Source organism: Vibrio sp. MACH09, assembly GCF_033238805.1.
GTDB lineage: Bacteria > Pseudomonadota > Gammaproteobacteria > Enterobacterales > Vibrionaceae > Vibrio.
Genome location: NZ_BSFZ01000001.1, coordinates 690586 through 713018, shown reverse-complemented (window position 1 = coordinate 713018; position 22433 = coordinate 690586). Strand labels below are relative to the sequence as shown.

Here is a 22433-nt window from a genome sequence, read left to right as displayed (position 1 = left end):
GACACGCGTTGCGAATAGCCCTTGAAAAGTTTGCTATGTTCGTTTAGAGGCGGTCAAATATCGACCCCGAAGAAGGCGTAAAAATCTTATGGTATAAGCGAGTTGCATAATCATCAGTTGTGCCCGCAATATAGTCACTAATCACTCGAAGATTGTCGTTTTGCGCCTTATACATTTCATAATACTTCTTAGGTAACAACCGTTTAGGATTGTTTGAAATCACATCAAACAACTGCACAATCATTTGCTGCCCTTTGTACTCAAGTGTTTGCACTTCTGGAGTTAAAATTACGTTATTGACAACAAACTCTTGAAAAATATCAAGTTCTTCACGTGCTTTCTTATCGAGTTCACCTTGGTAGTCAAACAACTTATGCGTAAATTTATCTAACACAGCTACTTCTGTTTTGTTAATGAAGTAATTTACCAATTGTCCAACAGCACGTTTTCTAGTCTTGTTTTCACCAGAAAATAGTAATTGAGTTAGCTCATCGATCTTACTAGCCAATGGGTATGTGTTTAAAGGGTCTGTCAGTTTATCAACAACCTCTCGCCGCCACATTGATTGATCAACCAATCGAAGTGCTATTGCATCTTCCAAATCATGGACACCATATGCAATATCATCGGCTAACTCCATAATACTTGAATCGAACGACTTATATTTAGGTTTAGCATGTTTGCCTTTCTTAGGCTCTGACGACATAAATTTAGCACGATCATTTGTGAAAGGCAGTAAGATCCAATCAACTTGATCTTTGTCACAGTTGTAAATACACTTCGGCGGCTTAAAACCATCTAGATTGATGCCACCATTATCAGTATAAAGTTCCTTATTAACTACGTCATTATGATATGCAGGATACTTAATTAGACCGAGTAATGTACGTCGAGTTAAGTTTAACCCTTCTTCTTCGGAATATTCACCAAGCTTAGTACAAATACGAAGTGTTTGAGCGTTCCCTTCAAAACCAGCATCGTTGCGCATTGAATAATTCAATGCAACTTCACCACCATGACCGAAAGGCGGATGACCGATATCATGTGCTAATCCAATAGACTCAATTAAGTTTTGTTCCGGAATCAATTCAAAGATTTCTGGGTTTTCACTTTCAGGATATTTAGTTTTAAGAAACTCAGCAATACCACTGCCCAGTTGAGCAACTTCTAGTGAGTGAGTTAACCGGGTACGATAAAAATCGCTTTCCCCTAACCCGAGAACTTGCGTCTTTCCTTGCAAGCGACGAAACGAAGCCGAATGAATAATCCTTGCACGATCTCGAGAGAATTCATTACGTTTAAAGCCACTATCTATGGCTGATTTGAAGCGACTATCCCACATCATAAACCCCAAAATTAAGATGGATACACACTTAATATGAGGGCAGTTTTACTGCAATCAAGGTAATAAGTACATAATACCGCATTAGGCGCACTAAAATTGTAGGTTATAATGTGTAGAGACGAAGTCTAACTCACTATATTGGTTCCGTTTAAATGCCTTCTATTGGACTTTCAACACAGTTTCTCTATGCCACTTTAAAGACTCTTTTGAAATATCGTGTTTTGGTGAAACATTTAGCTTTCCTTCTTTTCCAATCAAGCTGAAATCATCATTGATACTCCATGCGCCTCTATCAAGTAAGCGGTGATCGTTTGAGCAAATAAGCAACATATTGCTTATAGATGACTCACCACCTGAGATAAATGACTTAATGTGTGCTATTTCCATAACTTGACTATCTTTTAGGCCACAAACTTGGCAAGTTTCATCATACATTTTCAAAAGATAGTGGCGCGTATGGGCTGTTACTTTTCTTGCATTTCGAGTAACGACAAGGCCACGTTCCAGAACAAGTTCGTGGGACTTAAGCTCTTCTTCAATTTCTTTCACTCTATCAATCGAATCTTTCTGTTCTTCTATAGATTGAATGTTGGCTTCTTCTCGCTCTTTTAACTCTTTTTCTAGAGCTTTAGTGCGCCTTTGAAGTACTTGTAAGAGGATGTCGGGTTCTTGGCTTTCATAATCACTTAGCTTTTGGGCTTGAAGATTAATCTGTTGTTTCAAAGATTCAATAGTAGAGTTCTTTGCTGCTACCAGAACTCGATACAAAACAAATAACGCTACAATAAACCCTATTATTGATGATAACTGAGTAACAAATATTGCTTCTAAAGTCATATATATTCCATGGTCAAAACTGGAGCCCTAACGCGGCATTGAGGTGTGAGTAACGCAATACCGAAGTTTCTGCAAATCACCTTAAACACAAAAGTATACACATGGCAAAAATACTACGCGTTACGAATCACTCTTAAATGCTTTTGTTCGTATTAAACTCATGCACTGACAACAAACTGAATGTTAGTAGCTAACAACCAGACTAAAATTGTGAACCCGAAAAAATAAAACACTGAACAGCTATATTGAATTAAAGGAGTTTCATGTTCAAACGCACCTTTGACGTTGGAGAAAGCTTCACTTAAATATTCATTTAGAACTCTACCCTCATCGATCATTTGCCGATGGGATTTACCACCGCGGTCACGGTTTGTCATTGGCACATGATCCCTAAAGTTTTGTGCCAATATTTTTTCATACTCAGGAGCTGACTTATTCAGTAGTGGTTCGAACATATGTTTAATGGCTTCAGAACTACCATCTTTATGCATAAAATCTGTAAACGAATCATAATTTTTAATGATTGCTGGACAAAAAACAGCATAAATAATGTTGGCTAACGTAAAGAGCAATGCTGCAAAATAGAGAGCTTTCCAACTAAAAGGTAACCCCCATGTAAAGCCTAGCTGTTGCTCGAACATAACATAGGTTGTCGATTCAGGAAAACTTTCCAAAAGTTTGGCGAAAATTGGAATAGCGACAAACCAAACGTTAAATGACTTAATGAACTTTGACTTACCTAGCCCGGATAGAATAGGCCAACCAACATGGCTATTTTTTATATTATATTGCCCTAACATACACACCTCAAAAATAGAACTTGTTCATTATATATCAGATAGTTTCATAAGAACCTAACACCTTACTAAGTGGTGAGAAAACGTCTACCACACTTGAGTGGAGCGAAATGGCATACGTTTGGGAATCCGTCTTAGGCAATTTGTTAGGGCTTTTGTTTAATGACGAAATAGACAGGTTTATGCCGCCAGCTTCGGAGAAACCATGCACTATTTCCAGGTTTACGATTTAGCTCAGTCATTATATCTACAGCCTGAACCCAAGTCATAGGGCTACATTGCTGGCGAACTATTTCAGCAACATTTCCAGATAGAACCTGCTCTACAACACTATTTGGGTCAGAAATTACGACATCATTGCAATCAGTTAGGTTAAAGATAACCTCATCATAATCTGGGGCATTAGGTGGGACATAAAACCAGACATTCTCAGAATTGTATATTTCAAACAAATTACGAGCTAAAGGCATACCGCAAAATACAGGAACTCCAGATTTTTTGGCCATACTGTTAAATTCAAAAATGTCAGAGTTGATCTTACCTTGCAATAACCCATCTTTAGTAATTTTTACTTTAGGACGTCGAGCAAAGAACGCAACTAAATACACTTGTTCAGAACCATGTAGTGCGGAAGAAGTCTTATTGCCTTCTCGCGTCTTCCAATACTGAATTGGCACATTCTCTCCACAGTCACTTAACAGTGAAGAAAACGCTGGAACAAGTGAATACTCAGTCGTTTTTTCGGTGCAATAACTAATCATTAATGATTCCTTTATTCTGAGCCCTAACGCTAAGCGGTGAGCAACGCATGCTATGTTTAGAATGCGTTTACGAATCCGACTTAAGTGCCGTGTTATGTAGCTTTGTGGTATTGACCTTGAAAACATACATTCATACCAAATATCCCGCACCAGTTTTCTTCAGAAATTACCAAAGTACCATTATGGAACTGGAATAAAGCTTTATATGGCTCACGAGCTGGATTACCGGAGGTATACTCAATTGTGTCATCATGTAACTCACCAATAAAATCTAAGTCACCAATATTCGGACCATACTCTCTCGTTTTCCCCCATAGTGCTAAACCATCCACATGATATTTCCCGTCAGGAAGCCTTTGAACTTTCACATCAGCACTCTCAAATTCCCCGTCCCTAACATAGTGGCCAGAAATAACGTCAGTCCCTAACGTACTGGCTTCCCCGAAAGCAACTAATCCAGAAAATGCGTTAGAGATATCTGTAATCAGCTCATTTCGAAACTCTAAAACTTCTAGCTTTGTTAAGTTCTTACTCTGCCGAGTAGTACTGTCATACTGGTCATGATGGTCGAAACATAAAAAAGCCAAATTGCTTTCATCATTATTACTAGCGTCATGATCTAAATGTGCAATTTGCCCTTGTTTAATCGTAGTGTCTCTATTCAATCCATAACATATACAACAACGCCGACGAGACTTCAAAAGTACCTCGGCTTGAATTTTTTGAGATATTTGTTTTCTACTCATTTTTTTAGAGCACCTTACATTCTGAGACACATAACGCCTTGCTAAATGACGCTGCCATCTGACTTGCCCAAGCCTACAAAAATCCAAGTCGAGAGTGCCGAGCGTTTGAGCGTCCACTTAAGCAATTTGTGCCGCTTACTTAGGCAGTCATTCGACATTTGACTCGGCCAAACAGAACGCCTTAAGTTGAACGTCAACATCATGAGGTCCCGAAAACTAAATAACGTTGCCAGTTAATCGATGTGACGACAGATACTGAACGAGCCTTAACCTCAATATTTTTCAAAGCATTAATCGACTAACGCTTTATAAATGTAACTTTTCCTTATTTGCATTCCATTTATGTTGCGTTCATTTATTATGAAATTCAACTACTATCAGACTGTTGCCTGAGTTTAAAGTAAACTTCAGTAGAAAAATACGGAAAATCTCTGTATCAGATCCTGACCACATAAATTAGGAAGTGTTTGTCAACTAGGTTGCTCTCATGTTAGCGAAGTTCATCTATTCAAACAACATTTGAGAAAACGAAACTTGCTGGCCTACTACGCCAGCAAGTGTAACCATTTAGACTCTAGTCTAGAGCTGCCTCCATAGCCAAAGCATCAGCCCTTTCATTTCCAAAATGCGCCTTGACCTTAAACACCTCTACATATTTGTCTGAACGAAGTCTATCTACCTGTTGCCATAGAGCGCGATTTGCCACAGGTTTCTTGTCAGATTTACGCCACCCTTTACGCTTCCAGTTATCCAGCCATTCATTAAAGCCTTTCTCGCAATACTCACTATCTGAAAATATCGCATCTCCGTCTTCGGCGTACTCTAGTCCCTCTATGAAAGCCAATAATTTCAGTTCAGAACAATCTATTTTCCCGTGAATAGTAATACTATCTTCGTACACCACTTCATTGTTTTCATCAATAACAACCAGCCCTATTCCACCTTGTTGACATCCGCTTTGATTGTTTGGGGCAGAAGCATTTACATAAATTGAATTACCCATTTTTAACTCTCCATAAATTGAAAAAGGCCAACAATGATTTTTGTCAGCCTTGTTAGAATTGTGTTTCTCGTCTTGCTTATGCTTGTACTGAATTATCACGTTTACTTAGTCGTTCGCTCATCCAATCTTCTATCTCACTTTCTACCCATGCGACAGCGCGCCCACCCAGTGACACCGTTTTAGGAAAGGTATTCTCTTCCATAAATTTATAGATGCTTGAACGACCTAATCCCGTTAACGCTATTACTTCTTTTAGTCTTAAAAATCTCATGGAAAATCTCCTGTTTGTATATACCCATGAGAAAAGCCACCACCGTAAAAAATAAGTTACTGCTCGTGAGTCAGCAGCGGACATCGATTTAAAAAACCTTCAGGCATATGTCATCACTGTGAATATCCACCATTGATTCTCACAAGGAGCCTGAAATGAACCAAGAGACACTCAATTACCAAAAGCAGCAACGCTATCAGGAAAACGAAATACTGGAGCATGCCGCTGAGATACTGGCTAACCGATATGTACGCGGTGATGCCTTCAGTAACCCTGAAGCCACTAAAGAATTTATTCGTTGTAAATTAGGAGGGTGCGAGCGAGAAGTGTTTGCTTTGCTGTTACTGGATAACCAACACCGATTAATTGAGTTTAAGGCATTATTTAAAGGGACGGTAGATGCCGCCACTATCTACCCTCGTGAAGTAATAAAGACCGTATTAGGAGTAAATGCAGCGGCCGTGATAATGGCTCACAACCACCCTTCAGGTGACGCTACTCCCTCACAAGCGGATAAGCGTATTACTGACCGTTTGAAAGATGCCCTCGCCTTAGTCGATGTGCGAGTACTTGACCATATCGTTACAGGTGAACGTTGTTTCTCGTTTGCTGAAAAGGGGTGGCTATGATTACTAAAATGTATGGAGAGATTGCTATCGAGAGCACATTACACTCGTTATTAGAAACAATAGTTGGACGGTTTTCTATTCCTGAGAACGCTTCGCGCATTGTGCTTAACTGCCGACAATCGAGTTACTATCGAACAAGGCAAGGGCTACACCCTATCGAGATACAGTTAAAACGCGACAGTAATCGTAGTTGTTGGCTGGTGGTGTTCTTTGCCAGCTTTTCTTATCCCGATAACGACAGCACATTGGTTGAGCCTGAGCTGTATTTTCACTTAGCCAACCTTTGGTGCTATCAACCCGACATCGGTACCACCGAACTAGCTCACCCTGAAGTACAAGAACTTCTGTTTATCTGGATGAAAGCCCTTGCGAGGCACCTATCAAGAAACATCTTTGATGATGTTCAACTCTCTATGGTGAAAACGTTTAGTTAACGTCTATGATTTCCCTCCTACTCCAAACCATCAAACTGGTTACGGCCCTTATCGCTTTGTTCACGTTGTCCCCTCTCTTTGGTGCAATTGGTAGCCTCACATCTTTGGGCTTTCTCGTTGTGTTATTGGTGGGAGTGATTGTGTTCATAGCTGACCTAAAAGGTAAGTAACGCCACCTGAATGTTAATTGGTTCACGTTTTCATAAAGCCAATTGATGACTATTTCACCGTTGGACATTATGTGTCCGACCCCTCTTTATTCTCACGACATTAAATGTCCACCAGCAACAACGTATCCACCTGTTGATGTATTGAGAGAAAAACCATGAGCAACAAAACCAGCATTGAAGGGTTATCCGCTTTGCTGCACACGCTGATGCTTATTCCTCAACATCGATGGATAACCGTTAAGGAGTTGCAGCAACAATTAGCCAAACTGGATAGCCATAGAACCACACGCAGTATCAAACGTTATCTGGATGAAGTCATTGTGGAGGTGTTTAACGTAGAGTGTGAAACACAAAGCATGCCGCACACTTACCGTAAAACATCGGAGCAATTACTGAAGCTCAACAAGCAGGAAACGTTGCATTGGCACTTGACCAACAAGTACTTAATGCCTGTTATTCCTGATGAACTGAGCAATGGCTTAGGTCGGTCCTCGGAGAGAGACAAATCCTTATGGAATAAAGGCTCAGCCATTTCAAAAGAGCGACTATGGCTGAACAAAGTACACATTAATCTACCTGATATTAGGGGCTGGACTGACGCGCAACAGCACGTCCTCAGCACCGTCCATACAGCATTACTGCACCATCGTATGTTGAAGATATCAAGCCAAGTTATGCAGCAAGAGAAGGCGCTCGTTGAACCTCTGGGACTCTCGGTTCAATGTGACGCGCTCTTGCTGCTTTTTCGATTACCTAACCAACACACGATACACACCATCGCCTTACCGCTTATTGATGAGGCCAGTGTCTCGACATTTTCATTTACTTATCCCTCTGATTTCAATCTTGAACAGTTCATGCATGAGCACGAGGGAGCAGAGTATCCAGAATTTCACTCGCCGATGAGGAGAGCAAACCCATGACAAGTATAAAACACCTATTGAGTCAGTCGGTTCAGTACGCCGTAATGATGTCCCTATTTATAGGAGTCACAGCCTGCACAGAGCAAGAAGAAACTCCTGAAGCAGTTGCTGATATTGAAGTATCGATATCCACCAACTCTCATTGGGGGAGTTTGGTCTTTGACCTACAAGCCATAACCAACAGCACCGTAATAAGCAATGTTGTCATCAATAGAGGTAACTGTCGCCTTCCTGCTGGCACAGCCTCAGAGCTATCTAGAAACGTTCAATTGAAGTTCGGTGAAACCTATACGGGGTACAGCAACAACTGCACCGTAGACAACGTGAAAGAAATCGAAGTGACATCGAACGCTGGAACCTTTGTGTACAGCTTCTAATCCTGACCAACTAAATACCCTTCCAAATATTTACCTAAGACAAGGAATTACTATGAACCTAAATAAAATCATCTTCGCTAGCACTGTCGCCGCATCTTTAACCCTTTCATCAATGGCTTCGGCAGCACTCGGAGGTGCGCCTAACGTAGATAAGGAATATCTAGAAAAGCACTGGAATGGTAAACAAGGCGCTCAATCCACGCTTGTTGCTGGAGTACTTCTGCATTGGACAGCCGATGTTTGTGGAAAACTTAACGGTCAGGTTTCTGATGCAACTAATTGTAACTCTCAAACAAAACCTATCTCCAATTAACTCTACTTCCCCTTTCTTTCATAAATCACAAAGAGATATACACAATGAAAAATACAACAAAAATCACCGCTCTACTTTCTACCTTCATAACGCCTTTTGTTTTGGCTCAAGGTAGTGGCACTCTTGGAGGTAATCCATCTTCTGATTCTGGAGCAGTCAACGTTAGCGTTGGAAAATGCACTCAATACAAGCTGGATGTGAAGACGGCGAAACAGGCAGGAAAGGCAATGTCGAGTATTGAGGTGCCTAAAGGCTGTAAAGCTGCTGAAGAAGATTAGCCATTTGTTATCCAATTAAACGTCTTCCTAAAGGAGCAGATTGTGCTCCTTTCAACCCCTACCAACCCGAACAATGCCAGATCTATCGATTACTAACACCAAACAGTTGAGTCCTTTTGGTTTCGTCATACTCTTGGCTGAAAGCGTCACTAAAATCTTCGAATAGTCTGTCGGTCTCATCCAAATAACCATCGTCATCCAACTCATACCAACCCATCAAATCAATATCGTATTTTGCTACTGATGCTTTGAATTTATACAAAGTATCTTCCCATGCATCCACAATTAGCTGTGCTAACAAACGGTTTTTACCTCCAACTTCTATAAAAAACCTATCACCATCGACAAGTAATACAGCAGTTAGATATTCTGAATACTCCTTTTTTTTATAGCGATTCGATACGCCCGTATATCTCGTGGGGACGATGGTCTCTTCAAGCAAGTAAACAAAGCGGCATAGGTTTGATGATTTTTTTTCATTCGCAGAAGGGAAGATTCGACGTCTAGAGCTAGTATGTCGCGCAATCTCACTTTTCAGAAACTTCACAAACACGGGAAACACATCTTGCCCATCTTTAAATATTGCCTGAAAAGGGTATCGAACACGGAACATTACGGCAGTTGTCTTCTGGTGATTGACTCGCGATTTTCTACATACCTTAATTAGTTCATCTAACCATTGAGTAGGTATCCCCGTTCGATTAGGTGCTATTTCATAACCTCTATACTCTGTATCAAAAGTTCTTTCATGTTCCATTTGTCTTAAGGCTCTTGTTATTAGTTAAATCTATACCCTTCTGAATCGAGGTATAGATATATGTTATCTATAAAAACCATTTAAACACGACTAGCACCAAAGTTCTTCTTACTGTCACCGTAATTTTTACTTCTTAACTTCGCCAGATAACTCATTCGATAAAAGACTCTATTTTTTACCTGCTCCTTGGTTTCATTTTTGTTTGATACCGAATAAACGCCTTGTGTAGGGAAATGTACCATAGCCCTTTCAGTCCCTTCGTAACAAGCCGACACAGAACGTTTCCATGCATTTCTAATTCGGATAGCTAGATTACTTCTACCGTTCTCCAATAACCCTAAGCAGTTATAGATATCCCGATTAAAGAACATCATCACATGATAATGGCTAGATGTTGACGTACAGCATTCTTTTGCCCATACGTATCTAATCGTACAATACCTATATTTGCACCAAGCGTTTTTAGATTTCTTCTTAATGTCCGCTTCTACCTGAGATTTCAAGGAACGAAAGAAGCGAGTTATCACTTCAGAAGAATCGTCATTAAAATCTTTAGGGAGATTTAGATCGACTCTTACCGCTAAACTTCTCGGATGCTCAGCCAGAGCATTATCCAGTACCTGCTCCATACTCTTTAAATACTCTTCCACTAATCCATCTTTATCGTAATAGAGAGGATATCCACTAAAAATTCTTGCTTTGGTGATTGTCAGGTTCTTCGGTTTACTTGTCTTAATAACCATGATGTGTACCTATTCGATTCGTTCCCATAGGTACAGTCATTAACGTAAAATTTTATTTTTTATTTCCTCTATCACTCGAAGTAGGGAGGGTCTGAATGGTAGAGATAGATAGTTCTGTCTGAACGTATAAGTATTATTATTTACCGCACATACAGTTTTTAAGGTGCAGCACTCTAGTAGCCACTTTCAACTCAATTCACTCTTTTCACTGCTAATTAAATCAAAAGCAACAGTACTAGAATGTTAATTTCGGAATATAAATAAATTACAATCACTCACACTTAACATGGAACGAAAAATTTCAATCATGTCGTCGGATTACACTTCATGATAAGATATTTTCTAGTGTTCAACCAAACTTAAAAATTAGAGATGAAAGAGACTTCTAAAGCAGCTGCAAGTAGCGATATTCAAGAAAAGGAACCCCAAGAGTCAGCGATAGAACGTGTAGTAAACTTGATCAATCCTTACGACAAAAAAGGAGAATTCCAAGTATTTTCCGACGGAGAGAGAACATTTAAATTATCCTTTTCTCATCAAAATGATGCTATCGATATGTCAAAAATACTTGCAGCCGACACAGGAGAAAAGTTATTAGATATAGAATATTTTGAGGGCTACAAAAACAATAAGCAGATAGTTCTACTTCCATGTTCACCACTATCACAAAGTCATGTCCTTACTGACTTAGTTGATACGAAAGAAATAAACCATGAAGTTATTGTTCAGACTTTCTGGTCTCAACATACAACCCAAAAATTTGAGAAGACGGAAGCGCTTATCGTGATCTCAATGTTCTTAGCTCAACACGCAGATAAAAACTCAATGGGATTAAGTGTCTCATTAGGTGAGCTAGCAACGCACCTAGGAATGAGTATCCGGCGTGTATCTAATAACATTCAATTGCTAGAAGAACAAAAATATATTTACTTACATACCAGAGTGACTAAGAGAGGTCATACTGGTCTTCAAAGCTTTATCGAACTAACAGAAAAATTCTGGTTGAAATTTACGAGTGTTTTTGCAGATGTAAACGAATATCATAAGCACATGCACCATACTCTGGTTTCAAATGACTCACCATATATCGTCAAGAACTCTATTGATCATTTTCAATTCAGAACCAACCTTCATCACTTGAAGCAAGAATTGATTAAATTTGTTAGACGAAAAGATTGCCCTACAAATGTAAGGACTGCAATATTTCGAGTATTAGGTTAGCCACATACCTAAATTTATAGGTGGTCACTCGCCTCTACATGAACTTCCACTGAAGTAACGGTATGTGCTGTTGGCTCATCAATCTGGACATGCTCATCAGTAAACAAAACAACATTTTTTCCAGATCCATAGGAACTATTAAATACAATACCGTCATATGCCCTGATCGTACGGAGGTACTCGCAAATAAACTGAGTGGGAATATAGTCTAAGTGCGATTTTTCAGGTAAAACTGGCTTTGACAGTTCCTCTGAGAATTGTTGCAATAAATTTAAACACTTAAGAGTAAGCTCTAGCTCTTCTTCTTCACATTTTAACAATGCGATTTTCTGCTTGGGGTCTGTTAGATCGACAAGCCTTAGATCTTTTTTAGCTCGAATTTCAGATACATATATCTTTGACCCATTACTGGGTCTAACTTCCTGACAACAGGTATTCAAGTCTTCAGCCAAATATAAGTATGGGATACCAGCTGGGTTGGCTCTGCCCGCAGAGGAAATTTCTGACGGTGGACTTCCCATTTTTAGGGCTTGAAGTGGCTTTTCTGATACCCTAGCCCTATAAAATAGTTCACCGCTTGCTCTTTGCTTACTCAATGCTTCGACTGTTCTAAGGAATATTGCAGCTTCAACAGATACACTCAACTCATTATTTACGTCAGTTGAAAATATTTTTCCATATAAAGAGTTGTTCGGGAAAAAACGATTTTCTTTAATGAGATGAGATTTAAATGTGCTCCATTCTTCCTGATACTCAGATATTCCTTCCTTGAGTACAAAGCGCTTCCCATCAAAGCCACTTCCTAAGATTTCATTTATAAGTTGAGCGGGATTATTGACAGTATCAGAAACTATCTTAAATTCGTTGGTATAAAACCTATGCAGCTCATCACCTTGCTCACTTTCTAAAATACAACTTAATACAAGCTCAAATAACCCAGTCAAGTTATCTGGTTCTATACACAACACATCACTAGAATTACAAAATGAGCAGTTCCAGAAAGTACCTTCACGTTGAATTATCTCAATAATCGCGAGATCTGAGAAACAATGTAGACAGCATTTAGACATTCTGCTATTCCAAGTAATCACAAACCGTTTCGATATGGTGTTCCATAGATAATTTTTTTACATGCCCTAATCCGGGGAAGTGCCCACTCTCATGCAGCTTTCGAAACTCATCTAATGCATTAGACTGATAAAAAACGCTAGGAGCTACATTAGCATCATCAATATACAAAGCTAAAGCCTCTGCAAACTTACCTGCTGGGTCAGTTGGAGTGCCGTCATCAGTTGAGGAATAATGCCTAACAAACATTTCATCAAACATTCTAGTATTAATATAAGATGAATGGATTGTGACAACATATGCTGGTCCACCAGACTCCGAATACTCGCTTCCAATTAAGGTATAGTCACCAAACCCAATGACATTTTGCTGTGTTCTGTAAGTAGCGTGAAGATGCGAAAATGATGACTCTTTTGTATAGTCTGCATTTCTTTTTTGCTTTTGGAAAAAATCACCAAGCAGCACTACATTGTTTAATCGAGAGATAGCCATTGGTGGTAAATCAGAATCAACAATAACTATTTCTGCATCACTAGAAATATGAATACTCTCCATATCGATACCACCAGTGATCTGGATTGCAAATGCGCCCTGTACTTCTTTAATCAGTTCCTTCACGATCTCTGACTCTCCTCCTTTTATTACTAGGCAAGGTAAAAAATCAATTTCATGCTCTTGAAGTGTTTCAATTAAAGCTCTTGGTTCATCCGAAAATTCACCTACAGAAGGGTTCATGACAATCAAAGGACAAAAGCCATTGTCATTCACATGCTTGATGGTACGTATTAGTGGAGAGATATTTTTTCGTACAGGTTCTATTATTGGTCGGAATATATTTGAGGGGATTTTGTCTGATAATTCTCGTACAGCAATCAGTTCAAACTGCTTCCCTCTAAGGTAGGGTAAATACATCGGCTATCCTTACTAACGGTAAAAATGCGTTTCAATGCATAAATTTGTCCGCTGGAAAACTGATAACTAATAGCTGCATTTATCAGAGAGCGAGGTAACGCATTGACTAAGTTACTATCATTTAACCGCTTTTCTTTCAAAACTTCAATGAAACTAGTTGCAATATGAGTAGGTTCTACAGAATTAAGGAGTGACTTACAGGTTTTTAGCAATAAACTATTAGGAACATCAGGAATTTGCCCTGTAGTTCTTCTAACCAATTCAATGTACTCATCTTTTCTTAAAGATCTAATAAGTACGTCAATATCTATCGGTGCTGTTCTAGTTAAAGCAGCTCGCTTCTCACTTAGATAGTCCTTTTTTGTTAATTCAAGCACCCCTACCCTAGGATCTGTTGCTTCAAGAACTTTGTCTAAATTTTTTGCAGCACACACTACATATACTTCATCAAACAGCTTTAAATAATCGTTTAGTTGCTCACCTAAACGATTTAGATTGTCATACTCGGTTTTTATTTCGTAGCAGGTTGTTTTTCCGTTAATGATGACACAGTCAGCCTTACTTTTTCCGACCCTAAATTCAGACAACATCGCAGCAGTATTTAAAGAATGTCGACCTAACAACCTACGAAGAGCGATTGTGTTTTTAAAGTAATACTCTGAACGGTACTCTACACTCAGTCGTTTGAGCGTATTGTCAAATATTTCACTTAGTTGCAAGCTGTCCATATCTGCTTGTAAGTACTCTCGAGCAATTTTTTCCACATACGACAAATCACCATCAGCAAGCGCTGATAGTTTATTACTATTGAATAACTTAGATGCATCTCTAGCCGTAATTGCCATGGTAACTTGAAGTCTCTAATGTGCAAGGCGAGCAAATATACCCTTTTCTTCCCTTATGATAAACAATAGCGCAAATAGTTTTTAACCACACTAGTGTTTAACACTCCTCATGCCCTACATCCCAATTTTCTATGAAAACTCTGTAGTGAGATAAAACCTATCTTGTTATTGAGGTATCACCCGTTGGCTTCAATTAACTTCATGACAAATTAGACGACTCATTTTTATCGATAGTAACGTGTCTGTAATTTATAAAGTTCATATACTTAGGCATTGATGACCTAAGAATAGTTTTGCCATTCTTTGTAATACCAGCTACTCCGAAAATAATAAAATGTGAACCTTGAAAACGCTCTAAACTTCCAAGCCGATAGACCCTCATAACGTCTTCTTTCAGCCCTTTACTTAATATAAGGCTGGGTTCTTTGTATGAACCATAGTTGAGCCATAAAGAACCATCTTCATTTTCTTTGAAGTTATTAATCTCCCCCCAAAAAATCTTTTCTTCTCTATAGTCCTGCTCGGCAAGGTGAGGAATTTCGACTAGATAGTCCTTCAATGCGCCGTTAATCAACTCTCTTCCTGAATCAGCCGTAATTCGTATATTTTTTCCCTCACCGTAGTTAGGATTTTTTGCTAAGTAACTTAAGATTTGCCTCAAAGACTTATTTGTTGGGAACTCACTAGATTTTGTGCCATTTGCAATAGCTTTTGGGGTTGGATCCCAGTGGTGATCATCTCCAGTATGTTTGTTGGCGGGTGTCGAAACTTCTATAGAGTTATGTTTGGTTTTATCAAGATTTACTAATATATCTGCATTTTTAGCATCAGATGCGTCATCCTGCTCCTCTCCATCTAAGTTTTCAGCAATCAATATAGATGTAGCTCTATCACAACCATCCAAGTGTCGAGCACTGAAGCAAGCTATCCTCTCTATATCTCTGTACGCAAATGACTTTACATACCAAGCTTTTTTCTTACACTCAATACAAACTATCTGTCCAATATACTTCTCCACCGATTTTTCATAGTCTTCTGTTGAAACTCGGCAACCATCAATCTCAAATTCGACTTCTCTCATAGCACCACCAATAAGTAACTACACGCATACAGTTATTCTTATACCTTAACAATAAAATAATGCAAACATCTGGTTATTAAGAATTTTCTGGTAAAACAGTTACATTTAGCTACTATCAAATATATATAGGAGTACTAGAGAAAAGCCACTGAAGTGTCTTTTCTTAGTCAAATTAATAAAAATGAGATCTTAATCACACTGAAGTTACGTATTCCAAAAAGTACTCCATGGAGAAAATTTAATACATTAAATTGTTTTAATTCAATTAGATAAAATATAAATTCAACTCCCGCCAGCCCACCAAACGTTTGGAAAGGCCACCTTCGGGTGGCCTTTTTGTTTTTGTGATAAGTTGAAACTCATACGGAATTAGTTGGAAGCACTCACTCAACTATCAGCTAAATTAACCTCTACCGCACCTTGCTACTTTTTTAGAAACTTCAAACACAGCTCTAATCGAGAAATCTCATAAAAATACGTAGCAAATCTTTATTTTTCCGATCATTTCCAATGAAACCAGATCCAGTATTAATTTAAACTCCTTTTTCCCGATCTGATGAGAACGGTTTATTTGGAGTCTTTTTTAAGATGTATGTCCTCAATAATTTCAATAATTCAATAATTCAATAATTCTTTAAAAACGAACATTCAGTTCAATAAAACCAACTGTTCAATTAAAATGTACATAGAAAAAAAATGAACACGGTGCTATCTTAATGAATAACTGATACATATGAGGCAGGATAAACGTATGAATGAACATGTAACTCTGACGCCAGACAAGGCGCTGTTTGATAGAGCGTTTTTGTTATTGAAAGAAGAGTATAAAATGCCTGTTCACCAACTAAAGGTAGATTTCACTCCTACTCACGGCACTATTGGCATTATTGATTACAAACATTCGAAAACACCTCTATTTGTTCATTGCGTGACTAAAAAGTCACCTTTAACCGTCGTGCAAATAGCAGATTATAAAAATCAATCTCCCTTCCCTCACCAGTACGTTTTTCTCACAGACTACATAAATCCTGCCTTGGCTCAGCGATTAAAAGAAGCTCAAATACAGTTTATTGATCGTAGTGGAAATGCGTACATTGACCAGAATAGGAACTTTATTTTTGTCAAAGGCAACAAGAAATGCGCATCGAAGGTACAGAAAGAACATAAGGTATTAGGAAAGGCATTCGGGAAAAAAGGCCTACAACTCATCTACATCCTATTAAACGAGCCTACGGCCATCGACCTTCCTTACAGAGAGTTAGCCAAAAAAGCCAAGGTGTCGCTTGGGATTATAGGGGATGTTCTAAGTGATTTAGATAATCGGAGATATATTGATAAAAACCAAAAAATCATTCTGAAAAAACATGCTCTTATCAAGGAGTGGGCTAAAGAGTATGGACTCTTATTACTTAAGAACCTACCAGAAACCAAGTACACTACCGATAATATAGACTGGTATGATGAAAGCTTACTGAACCAGTGCAACGCTCTACTGGGTGGTGAAGTTGCGGCCAACCAATATACGCATTTTCTTAGTTCCAACAAAGCACGAGTGTACATCTCACTGGAGAACCAACAGAAGCTTTTACGCTACGGACGTTTGAAGAAAGTTCGTGATGATGAATATTCTCCTGTTCAGATAGAACTAATAGAACCTAGTGTTGAACATGAAGCTTTAAAAGGTCCGATAGGGCATTTAGTAAACCCTTTGGTTGTTTATGCCGAATTACTGGCATCGAACGATGTTCGAAATCTTGAAGTCGCAGAGAAGTTATATGACCAATACCTACATCACCATTAATGAGAAGTTCCCTAGGGGCCTTATTGAACTGTATTTTGATGTTGATACTGAGGCAAAAAAACTAGCTATCCCTTATATGATCGTTGGAGCAATGGCTCGCGACCTAGTGCTCGTTCATGGATTTGACGCAAAAATCGAACGCGGTACTAGAGATGTAGACTTCGGTATCTGTGTTGAATCTTGGGAGCAATTCCATAGTCTAGCTACTAATTTAATTACCGTAGGCTTCATCCAAGATGAGCAGGTAAGTCATCGCTTTTATAGGAATTGTAGTGACGGTTTACCGTGGGAACTAGACATTGTTCCATTCGGAGAAATTGCGGACGATAATAATATAGCTTGGCCTCCGAAAGGAGACTTCGTAATGAATGTATTAGGATTTCAAGAAGCATTAGACCATGTATGGAAAGTACGTGCACAAGAAGATCCTGAGCTGGTTCTACCTGTTTGCTCCCCTGTAGGCATAGCACTACTGAAATTGATTGCCTGGCTTGATAGGGAAAGTGATAAACGCAGAAAGGATGCAACGGACTTACTATATCTAATCTGCACATATAGTAAAATTCCATCGATCTACGATGCCCTTTTCGATGAAGGTTATATGGATGCACAAGATTACGATGATCTAAAAGCAAGTGCTTGTAAGCTTGGTACTGATATCGCTGCCATATCCTCTGCTCAAGCCAAAGACTTTCTCAATCAGAAGCTATTTGACGATGAAGCTCTGATGGATGTACTCGGCAGAGAAATGAAAACTGGCTCTAAATTTTCAAACGAAAAGTCATCTGATTTACTGAAACTATTGGCAAAGCCATTTAAGTGAACCTGAAAATACATATAGATTCTTTTGTTCTTAAGAATAAACAAGGACTGCCACCTCTATAAACACTCTGTATTGGAACGAAAGAGAGCATTATGTGTAACCTATCAAACCTCCACCGACAACGAATGTTCGGTTACCAACTAAATTAGCCTCTGCCGCACCTTACTACTTTCTTAGAAACGTCAAACACAGCTCTAATCGAGAAATCTCATAAAAACACGTAGCAAATCTTTATTTTTCCAATCATTTTCAATGAAACCAGATCCAGTATTAATTTAAACTCCTTTTTCCCGAGCTGATGAGAACGGTTTATTTGGAGTCTTTTTTAAGATGTATGTCCTCAATAATAATACTAAACTCAATTCAACTCCCATATAGGGAGTTGAACTAGTATTGGGCATGGTGACATTGATTAGTTTGCGACCAGCTCGTCAATAACGCCTTTAGTTGCGTTCATTAGCTCCATATCTGTCGGAATTGATACTTGAGGTCGGCATTTAACTTCTGATTCCATCAAAGGCTTTAATAAAGAAAGCGCATATAGTTGCTTATTGTCGGATGCATACATTTCTCTCATCTTTTTCGCCATATCAATTTTCTTAATTTCAGCGACGATATTTTCGGCTTCTGTCTTGTTGAGTAGGTATTCGGAAGCCATGTCACCGAATACCTCATTGACTATCTCAAGCATTTCTTCAGCATCTTCACGAATAAATTCATCTAGAACCACTTGTGCCGCTTTTTGCGAAGCCATTCCACCACCTAACGCTCCAATTAAACCTCCAATGATACCTCCAGCCGCAGTCCCGACAATAGGTACAGCGGTACCCAACGATGCACCGACAGCTGCGCCCCCCATCCAGCCAGCTGTCCCTCCAGCTACGCTAGTGGCTGTGACGGCAACATTTTTGAATAACTGAGCACCAGAGACTTCGTTTTTGAAGAAGCGATAAGCGTCGACGGAAGATAGAACTACAGTAGTAACAACGCCTGTCACAATATTACCACGCAAGAGTTTGCTAAGATGATTAGCTGCCGCAGCCCCGTATATATTTGAGCCTGATCTCATACCATTAGCTAACCATGCAGTTGCTTTTGAACCTAGCTGGTTGACGACCCAATCCGTTGTTGATCTTAAGCTCTGTTCAACTCCTGTACGACTTAGCTGGGCGGTAAGAAGACTTGAAACCCACGTAACCCCGAAAGTTTGCAAGCCAGATAGTGTCGCATTCTTGACTGCTACATCCCACTCTTCTCCATTCCAAATTGAAACAGCAAAAGTAATTACAGCCGAAACTCCCATAGCTGAGGTTGCATGAATAACTCCATTTTTAGCATCGTAAATAAGTGAGTCGACATTACCTGCTTTAGCGATGTTTTTTGCTTGCTCGTACGTATAGTGGCCTTTTCTGACTATCTCTTCAGCTAAATCGGGATCGTTTACTCCGTCTACTTGTCCTCGTTTTATGCGTTCACGCATTGCTTTTACTGCATCAGCATGTAAATCACTTGGGACTTCAACTTGCATCGGTTCACCATTACGATCTAAATACCGAAACTTCCCATCTTGAAAACATTCTGAAATACATTTTGAGCCAGTCTTGCAATACTTGGTCTGAATTTCTTGACCATTTACAAGTCGATCTGCGCCATTTTTTGCGTTGTCATCCCCAATAATTTGAGCATCGCGCCCTAATAAAACATCATCTAAATGATTAGCATCTTCGGCAGCGAAACCATGCCCCCTAGTACCGTGGTATTTAACCTTTCGAATGTACTCTTCAGAGTTATTTGCAGCCCCCATAAAAAGACCACCTTTCTCGATTGAAGAGCTGAAATTAGATTCAACCTTACTTTTGCCAATTTTTTCTGAGTTATCGCTTGTTTCTTGTTCTTGCAGAAGTGTTGTCGAAGTTGATTTCTTTGAATTCGAAGTAGACATATAAAATCTTGGTTATGACATTGAATGTATAGGCATTATACAGTGTAACGTATTGCATAGTAAGTATAGCTTTTGAGTATACTTGAGCGTGATAAACAATAAGAAAGTATTGTCAATATCCTAGTCCAACGCCTAACTGGGAGTTGAACTCACGTCCGAGATTTTATCTAGTGGGTTCTTTTAAAAGCAATTCAGTAACTGTAAGATAATACCTAAGACACGGTACTAAAATACCTTTTCAAAGACTTACAATTACAACTAAGTAATTGAATAGTATGATTTTGGTGATAACTCCCGCCAGCTCCACCAAACGTTTGGAAAAGCCACCTTCGGGTCTGTCTCTCATACACAAATCCCTGAGCATCGCTCAGGGATTTTTTTTGAACTTGTTTTGTATGTTGTGATCTGATCATTTATATATCACATTCGAGACAATTATTATGAGTATGACCAATCCATCACAGTGGGCACAAATACAGTTCGGGAAAGCTAACCTTAATGACCCACGACGCATACAAAGACTGGTTTCTCTCGCTACCTCAATCGCTAAAAATCCAGGAGTCGCTGTGTCTAAATTGCCTCTTTCCCCTGCTGAAATGGAGGGTGCTTACCGCTTTATCCGTAATGACAATATCCCACCTTGTGATATCGCTAGTGCTGGTTTTATGGCTACCGCACAGGAAGCAAGTAAGCATGAAATCCTACTAGCACTTGAAGATACGACTTCCCTTACTTATCAACATAAAAGTGTTCGGGATGAGTTAGGTCACACTAATCAAGGTAATAGAAATCGTGCCATTCAAGCTCACTCTATTTTACTGTTTGCCCCAAAGAGCCAGCAAATTGTCGGACTTATTGAACAACAACGCTGGACTCGAGATATCACTAAACGCGGGCAGCGCTATCAACATGCCTCTCGCCCTTACAAAGAAAAAGAGAGCTATAAATGGGAGCTTGCTTCAACGAATATGGAGATCCGACTAGCCGAAAGCATTAACTAAGTCATTTCAGTCTGTGACCGTGAGGCTGATATATTCGAATATCTCACCTATAAAATCACCAATCAGCAGCGTTTTGTCGTCCGTTCAATGCAAAGCCGCTGTATTCAAGAGCATGATAACAAGCTCTACCATTACTCAACCACATTACCTTTGGCTGGTACCAAGTCTCTCCATATTCCTCAAAAAGGGGGGCGCAAAGCTCGGGATGTAGAATTAGAAATCAGGTATGCCCCAGTAACACTCAAAGCTCCAGCCAACAAATCTTCTCAGCCCGATATTCCTGTGTATTATGTAAGCGTCATAGAGAAAAGAGATGGTAAAAATAAACTCGCTTGGCACTTGTTGACATCAGAGCCAGTAACCAGCTTCGAAAAGGCGTTGCAAATCATCAGTTACTATGAGCGGCGGTGGCTTATAGAAGATTACCATAAAGTGTGGAAAAGCAGTGGTACCGCAGTAGAAGAGCTAAGAATGCAAAGTCGAAAAAATCTAGAACGAATGAGCGTGATATTGGCGTTTATAGCAACGCACTTATTACAACTTCGATTTATTAAAGAGTACGAAAACCAATTAGAAGTACCAAGTTGTGAACACTTGTTAAGCAATAGAGCTTGGAAGCTGCTCTGGCTGAAACTAGAAAGTAATAGCTTACCTCAACGGGCACCTGATACGCTATGGGCGTACAAAGCCCTTGCAAAACTGGGAGGTTGGAAAGATACCAAGCGAACGGGGCGAGCGTCAGTACAAGTGTTATGGGAAGGATGGTTTAAGTTACAAACCATCCTTGAGGGCTACGAATTAGCAATGTCTCTTGACCACGCAGACTTGTGATCAAGAAACAGCCTTCGGGTGGCCTTTTTGTTTTTGTGATAAGTTGAAATCCATAAGGAGTTAGCAGGAAGCACTCCGTCAATTATCAGCTACATTAACCTCTTCGGAACCTTACTACTTTCTTAAAAGCTTCAAATACAGCACCAGTCGAGAAACCTCATAAGAAGCATACGACAAAACTTTATTTTTCAATCAGTTACAACAAAAACAGTTCCAGTATCAGTTGAAATTTCTTTTTACCAAGCAAATAAACAAAGACAGCAACCTCAATAAACACTCAGTCCACACACCAACCTCACCCCCTGAGAGTCCTTCACATAGTAATAATACGAATGAGATGGCAGATACAGAAGTCCATGATTCAATAGATACCGCTGAATCTCAGTTCCTTATGCCCTTTTAGGTCACCAAATATCCCCACTAAAGGATAACCAATCACTCATCCTTTAGTGGGGATAATATAGACTTTATCCTCTTGTGGGGATACACTTTCAATTATCCTCACTAAAGGATAATTAAGTATC

The 22433-nt window shown here is 39.3% G+C and carries 23 protein-coding genes and 1 pseudogene; 10 read left to right on the top strand and 14 right to left on the bottom strand.

Annotated elements, in window-relative coordinates; all coding sequences use genetic code 11:
• Positions 1-43: 43 nt before the first annotated feature.
• The 7 genes from CHJ_RS03255 to CHJ_RS03225 form a co-directional block, all read right to left on the bottom strand.
• Complete coding sequence (locus CHJ_RS03255) at positions 44-1345, bottom strand: anti-phage deoxyguanosine triphosphatase (protein ID WP_317916864.1); 1302 nt, start codon at positions 1343-1345, stop codon at positions 44-46.
• A 159-nt stretch (positions 1346-1504) separates the two neighbouring features.
• On the bottom strand, positions 1505-2182 hold the full coding sequence (locus CHJ_RS03250; RefSeq protein WP_317916863.1) for an HNH endonuclease: 678 nt from the start codon (positions 2180-2182) through the stop codon (positions 1505-1507).
• A gap of 158 nt (positions 2183-2340) precedes the next feature.
• Positions 2341-2982 carry a hypothetical protein gene (locus tag CHJ_RS03245; protein WP_317916862.1) on the bottom strand — a complete coding sequence of 214 codons (642 nt, stop codon included), beginning with the start codon at positions 2980-2982 and terminating at the stop codon, positions 2341-2343.
• Positions 2983-3125: 143 nt separating this feature from the next.
• Complete coding sequence (locus CHJ_RS03240; protein WP_317916861.1) at positions 3126-3740, bottom strand: hypothetical protein; 615 nt, start codon at positions 3738-3740, stop codon at positions 3126-3128.
• A gap of 92 nt (positions 3741-3832) precedes the next feature.
• Entirely contained in the window at positions 3833-4405 is a 573-nt protein-coding gene (locus CHJ_RS03235; protein ID WP_317916860.1) for a hypothetical protein, read from the bottom strand.
• 655 nt (positions 4406-5060) lie between these two features.
• Positions 5061-5489, bottom strand: a complete 429-nt coding sequence (locus tag CHJ_RS03230) for an RNase H family protein (RefSeq protein ID WP_317916859.1) — start codon at positions 5487-5489, stop codon at positions 5061-5063.
• A gap of 76 nt (positions 5490-5565) precedes the next feature.
• Complete coding sequence (locus CHJ_RS03225) at positions 5566-5760, bottom strand: AlpA family transcriptional regulator (protein ID WP_317916858.1); 195 nt, start codon at positions 5758-5760, stop codon at positions 5566-5568.
• 155 nt (positions 5761-5915) lie between these two features.
• Between CHJ_RS03225 and radC the strand changes: the two genes are divergently transcribed.
• The 6 genes from radC (at position 5916) to CHJ_RS03195 (ending at position 8884) form a co-directional block, all read left to right on the top strand.
• Positions 5916-6389 carry a RadC family protein gene (gene radC, locus CHJ_RS03220; protein WP_317916857.1) on the top strand — a complete coding sequence of 158 codons (474 nt, stop codon included), beginning with the start codon at positions 5916-5918 and terminating at the stop codon, positions 6387-6389.
• Positions 6386-6823, top strand: coding sequence for a DUF2787 domain-containing protein (locus tag CHJ_RS03215; protein WP_317916856.1), 438 nt, complete (start codon positions 6386-6388; stop codon positions 6821-6823). Before radC ends, CHJ_RS03215 begins: the two co-directional genes overlap by 4 nt.
• Before the next feature lie 325 nt (positions 6824-7148).
• Positions 7149-7916, top strand: a complete 768-nt coding sequence (locus CHJ_RS03210) for a WYL domain-containing protein (RefSeq protein WP_317916855.1) — start codon at positions 7149-7151, stop codon at positions 7914-7916.
• A 44-nt stretch (positions 7917-7960) separates the two neighbouring features.
• Positions 7961-8293 carry a hypothetical protein gene (locus CHJ_RS03205; protein ID WP_411861555.1) on the top strand — a complete coding sequence of 111 codons (333 nt, stop codon included), beginning with the start codon at positions 7961-7963 and terminating at the stop codon, positions 8291-8293.
• Positions 8294-8345: 52 nt separating this feature from the next.
• A complete protein-coding gene (locus CHJ_RS03200) occupies positions 8346-8606 on the top strand; it encodes a hypothetical protein (RefSeq protein ID WP_317916853.1) in 261 nt (86 codons plus the stop codon).
• Between the two features lie 44 nt (positions 8607-8650).
• Positions 8651-8884, top strand: a complete 234-nt coding sequence (locus CHJ_RS03195) for a hypothetical protein (protein ID WP_317916852.1) — start codon at positions 8651-8653, stop codon at positions 8882-8884.
• A gap of 82 nt (positions 8885-8966) precedes the next feature.
• Here the strand turns inward: CHJ_RS03195 and CHJ_RS03190 are convergent, their stop codons facing one another.
• The gene (locus tag CHJ_RS03190) at positions 8967-9641 is read right to left on the bottom strand and encodes a hypothetical protein (protein ID WP_317916851.1); all 675 of its coding nucleotides are present in this window, start codon (positions 9639-9641) and stop codon (positions 8967-8969) included.
• A gap of 80 nt (positions 9642-9721) precedes the next feature.
• On the bottom strand, positions 9722-10384 hold the full coding sequence (locus CHJ_RS03185; protein ID WP_317916850.1) for an inovirus Gp2 family protein: 663 nt from the start codon (positions 10382-10384) through the stop codon (positions 9722-9724).
• 372 nt (positions 10385-10756) lie between these two features.
• Here CHJ_RS03185 and CHJ_RS03180 point away from each other — a divergent pair, with 372 nt between their 5' ends.
• Entirely contained in the window at positions 10757-11605 is an 849-nt protein-coding gene (locus tag CHJ_RS03180; protein ID WP_317916849.1) for a helix-turn-helix domain-containing protein, read from the top strand.
• A gap of 14 nt (positions 11606-11619) precedes the next feature.
• On the opposite strand, the gene CHJ_RS03175 is transcribed toward CHJ_RS03180, so the two are convergent.
• The 4 genes from CHJ_RS03175 to CHJ_RS03160 all read right to left on the bottom strand — a co-directional run bounded on the left by CHJ_RS03175 (position 11620) and on the right by CHJ_RS03160 (position 15511).
• Entirely contained in the window at positions 11620-12675 is a 1056-nt protein-coding gene (locus tag CHJ_RS03175; protein ID WP_317916848.1) for an RES domain-containing protein, read from the bottom strand.
• Positions 12676-12679: 4 nt separating this feature from the next.
• Positions 12680-13585, bottom strand: coding sequence for a sce7725 family protein (locus CHJ_RS03170; protein ID WP_317916847.1), 906 nt, complete (start codon positions 13583-13585; stop codon positions 12680-12682).
• A complete protein-coding gene (locus CHJ_RS03165) occupies positions 13546-14430 on the bottom strand; it encodes a sce7726 family protein (RefSeq protein ID WP_317916846.1) in 885 nt (294 codons plus the stop codon). The genes CHJ_RS03170 and CHJ_RS03165 overlap by 40 nt, the downstream gene beginning before the upstream one ends.
• 199 nt (positions 14431-14629) lie before the next feature.
• Positions 14630-15511 carry a hypothetical protein gene (locus tag CHJ_RS03160; protein WP_317916845.1) on the bottom strand — a complete coding sequence of 294 codons (882 nt, stop codon included), beginning with the start codon at positions 15509-15511 and terminating at the stop codon, positions 14630-14632.
• Positions 15512-16262: 751 nt separating this feature from the next.
• On the opposite strand from CHJ_RS03160, the gene CHJ_RS03155 reads away from it, so the two are divergent.
• Together CHJ_RS03155 and CHJ_RS03150 are read left to right on the top strand one after the other, a co-directional pair.
• Positions 16263-17312: a type IV toxin-antitoxin system AbiEi family antitoxin gene (locus tag CHJ_RS03155; RefSeq protein ID WP_317916844.1), complete on the top strand. Its 1050-nt coding sequence runs from the start codon at positions 16263-16265 to the stop codon at positions 17310-17312.
• On the top strand, positions 17254-18135 hold the full coding sequence (locus tag CHJ_RS03150; protein WP_317916843.1) for a nucleotidyl transferase AbiEii/AbiGii toxin family protein: 882 nt from the start codon (positions 17254-17256) through the stop codon (positions 18133-18135). Before CHJ_RS03155 ends, CHJ_RS03150 begins: the two co-directional genes overlap by 59 nt.
• 412 nt (positions 18136-18547) lie before the next feature.
• Here the strand turns inward: CHJ_RS03150 and CHJ_RS03145 are convergent, their stop codons facing one another.
• Positions 18548-20077 carry a hypothetical protein gene (locus tag CHJ_RS03145; RefSeq protein WP_317916842.1) on the bottom strand — a complete coding sequence of 510 codons (1530 nt, stop codon included), beginning with the start codon at positions 20075-20077 and terminating at the stop codon, positions 18548-18550.
• Between the two features lie 440 nt (positions 20078-20517).
• On the opposite strand from CHJ_RS03145, the pseudogene CHJ_RS03140 reads away from it, so the two are divergent.
• Positions 20518-21909 (top strand): annotated as a pseudogene (locus CHJ_RS03140) (IS4 family transposase).
• The last annotated feature ends 524 nt before the right edge of the window (positions 21910-22433 follow it).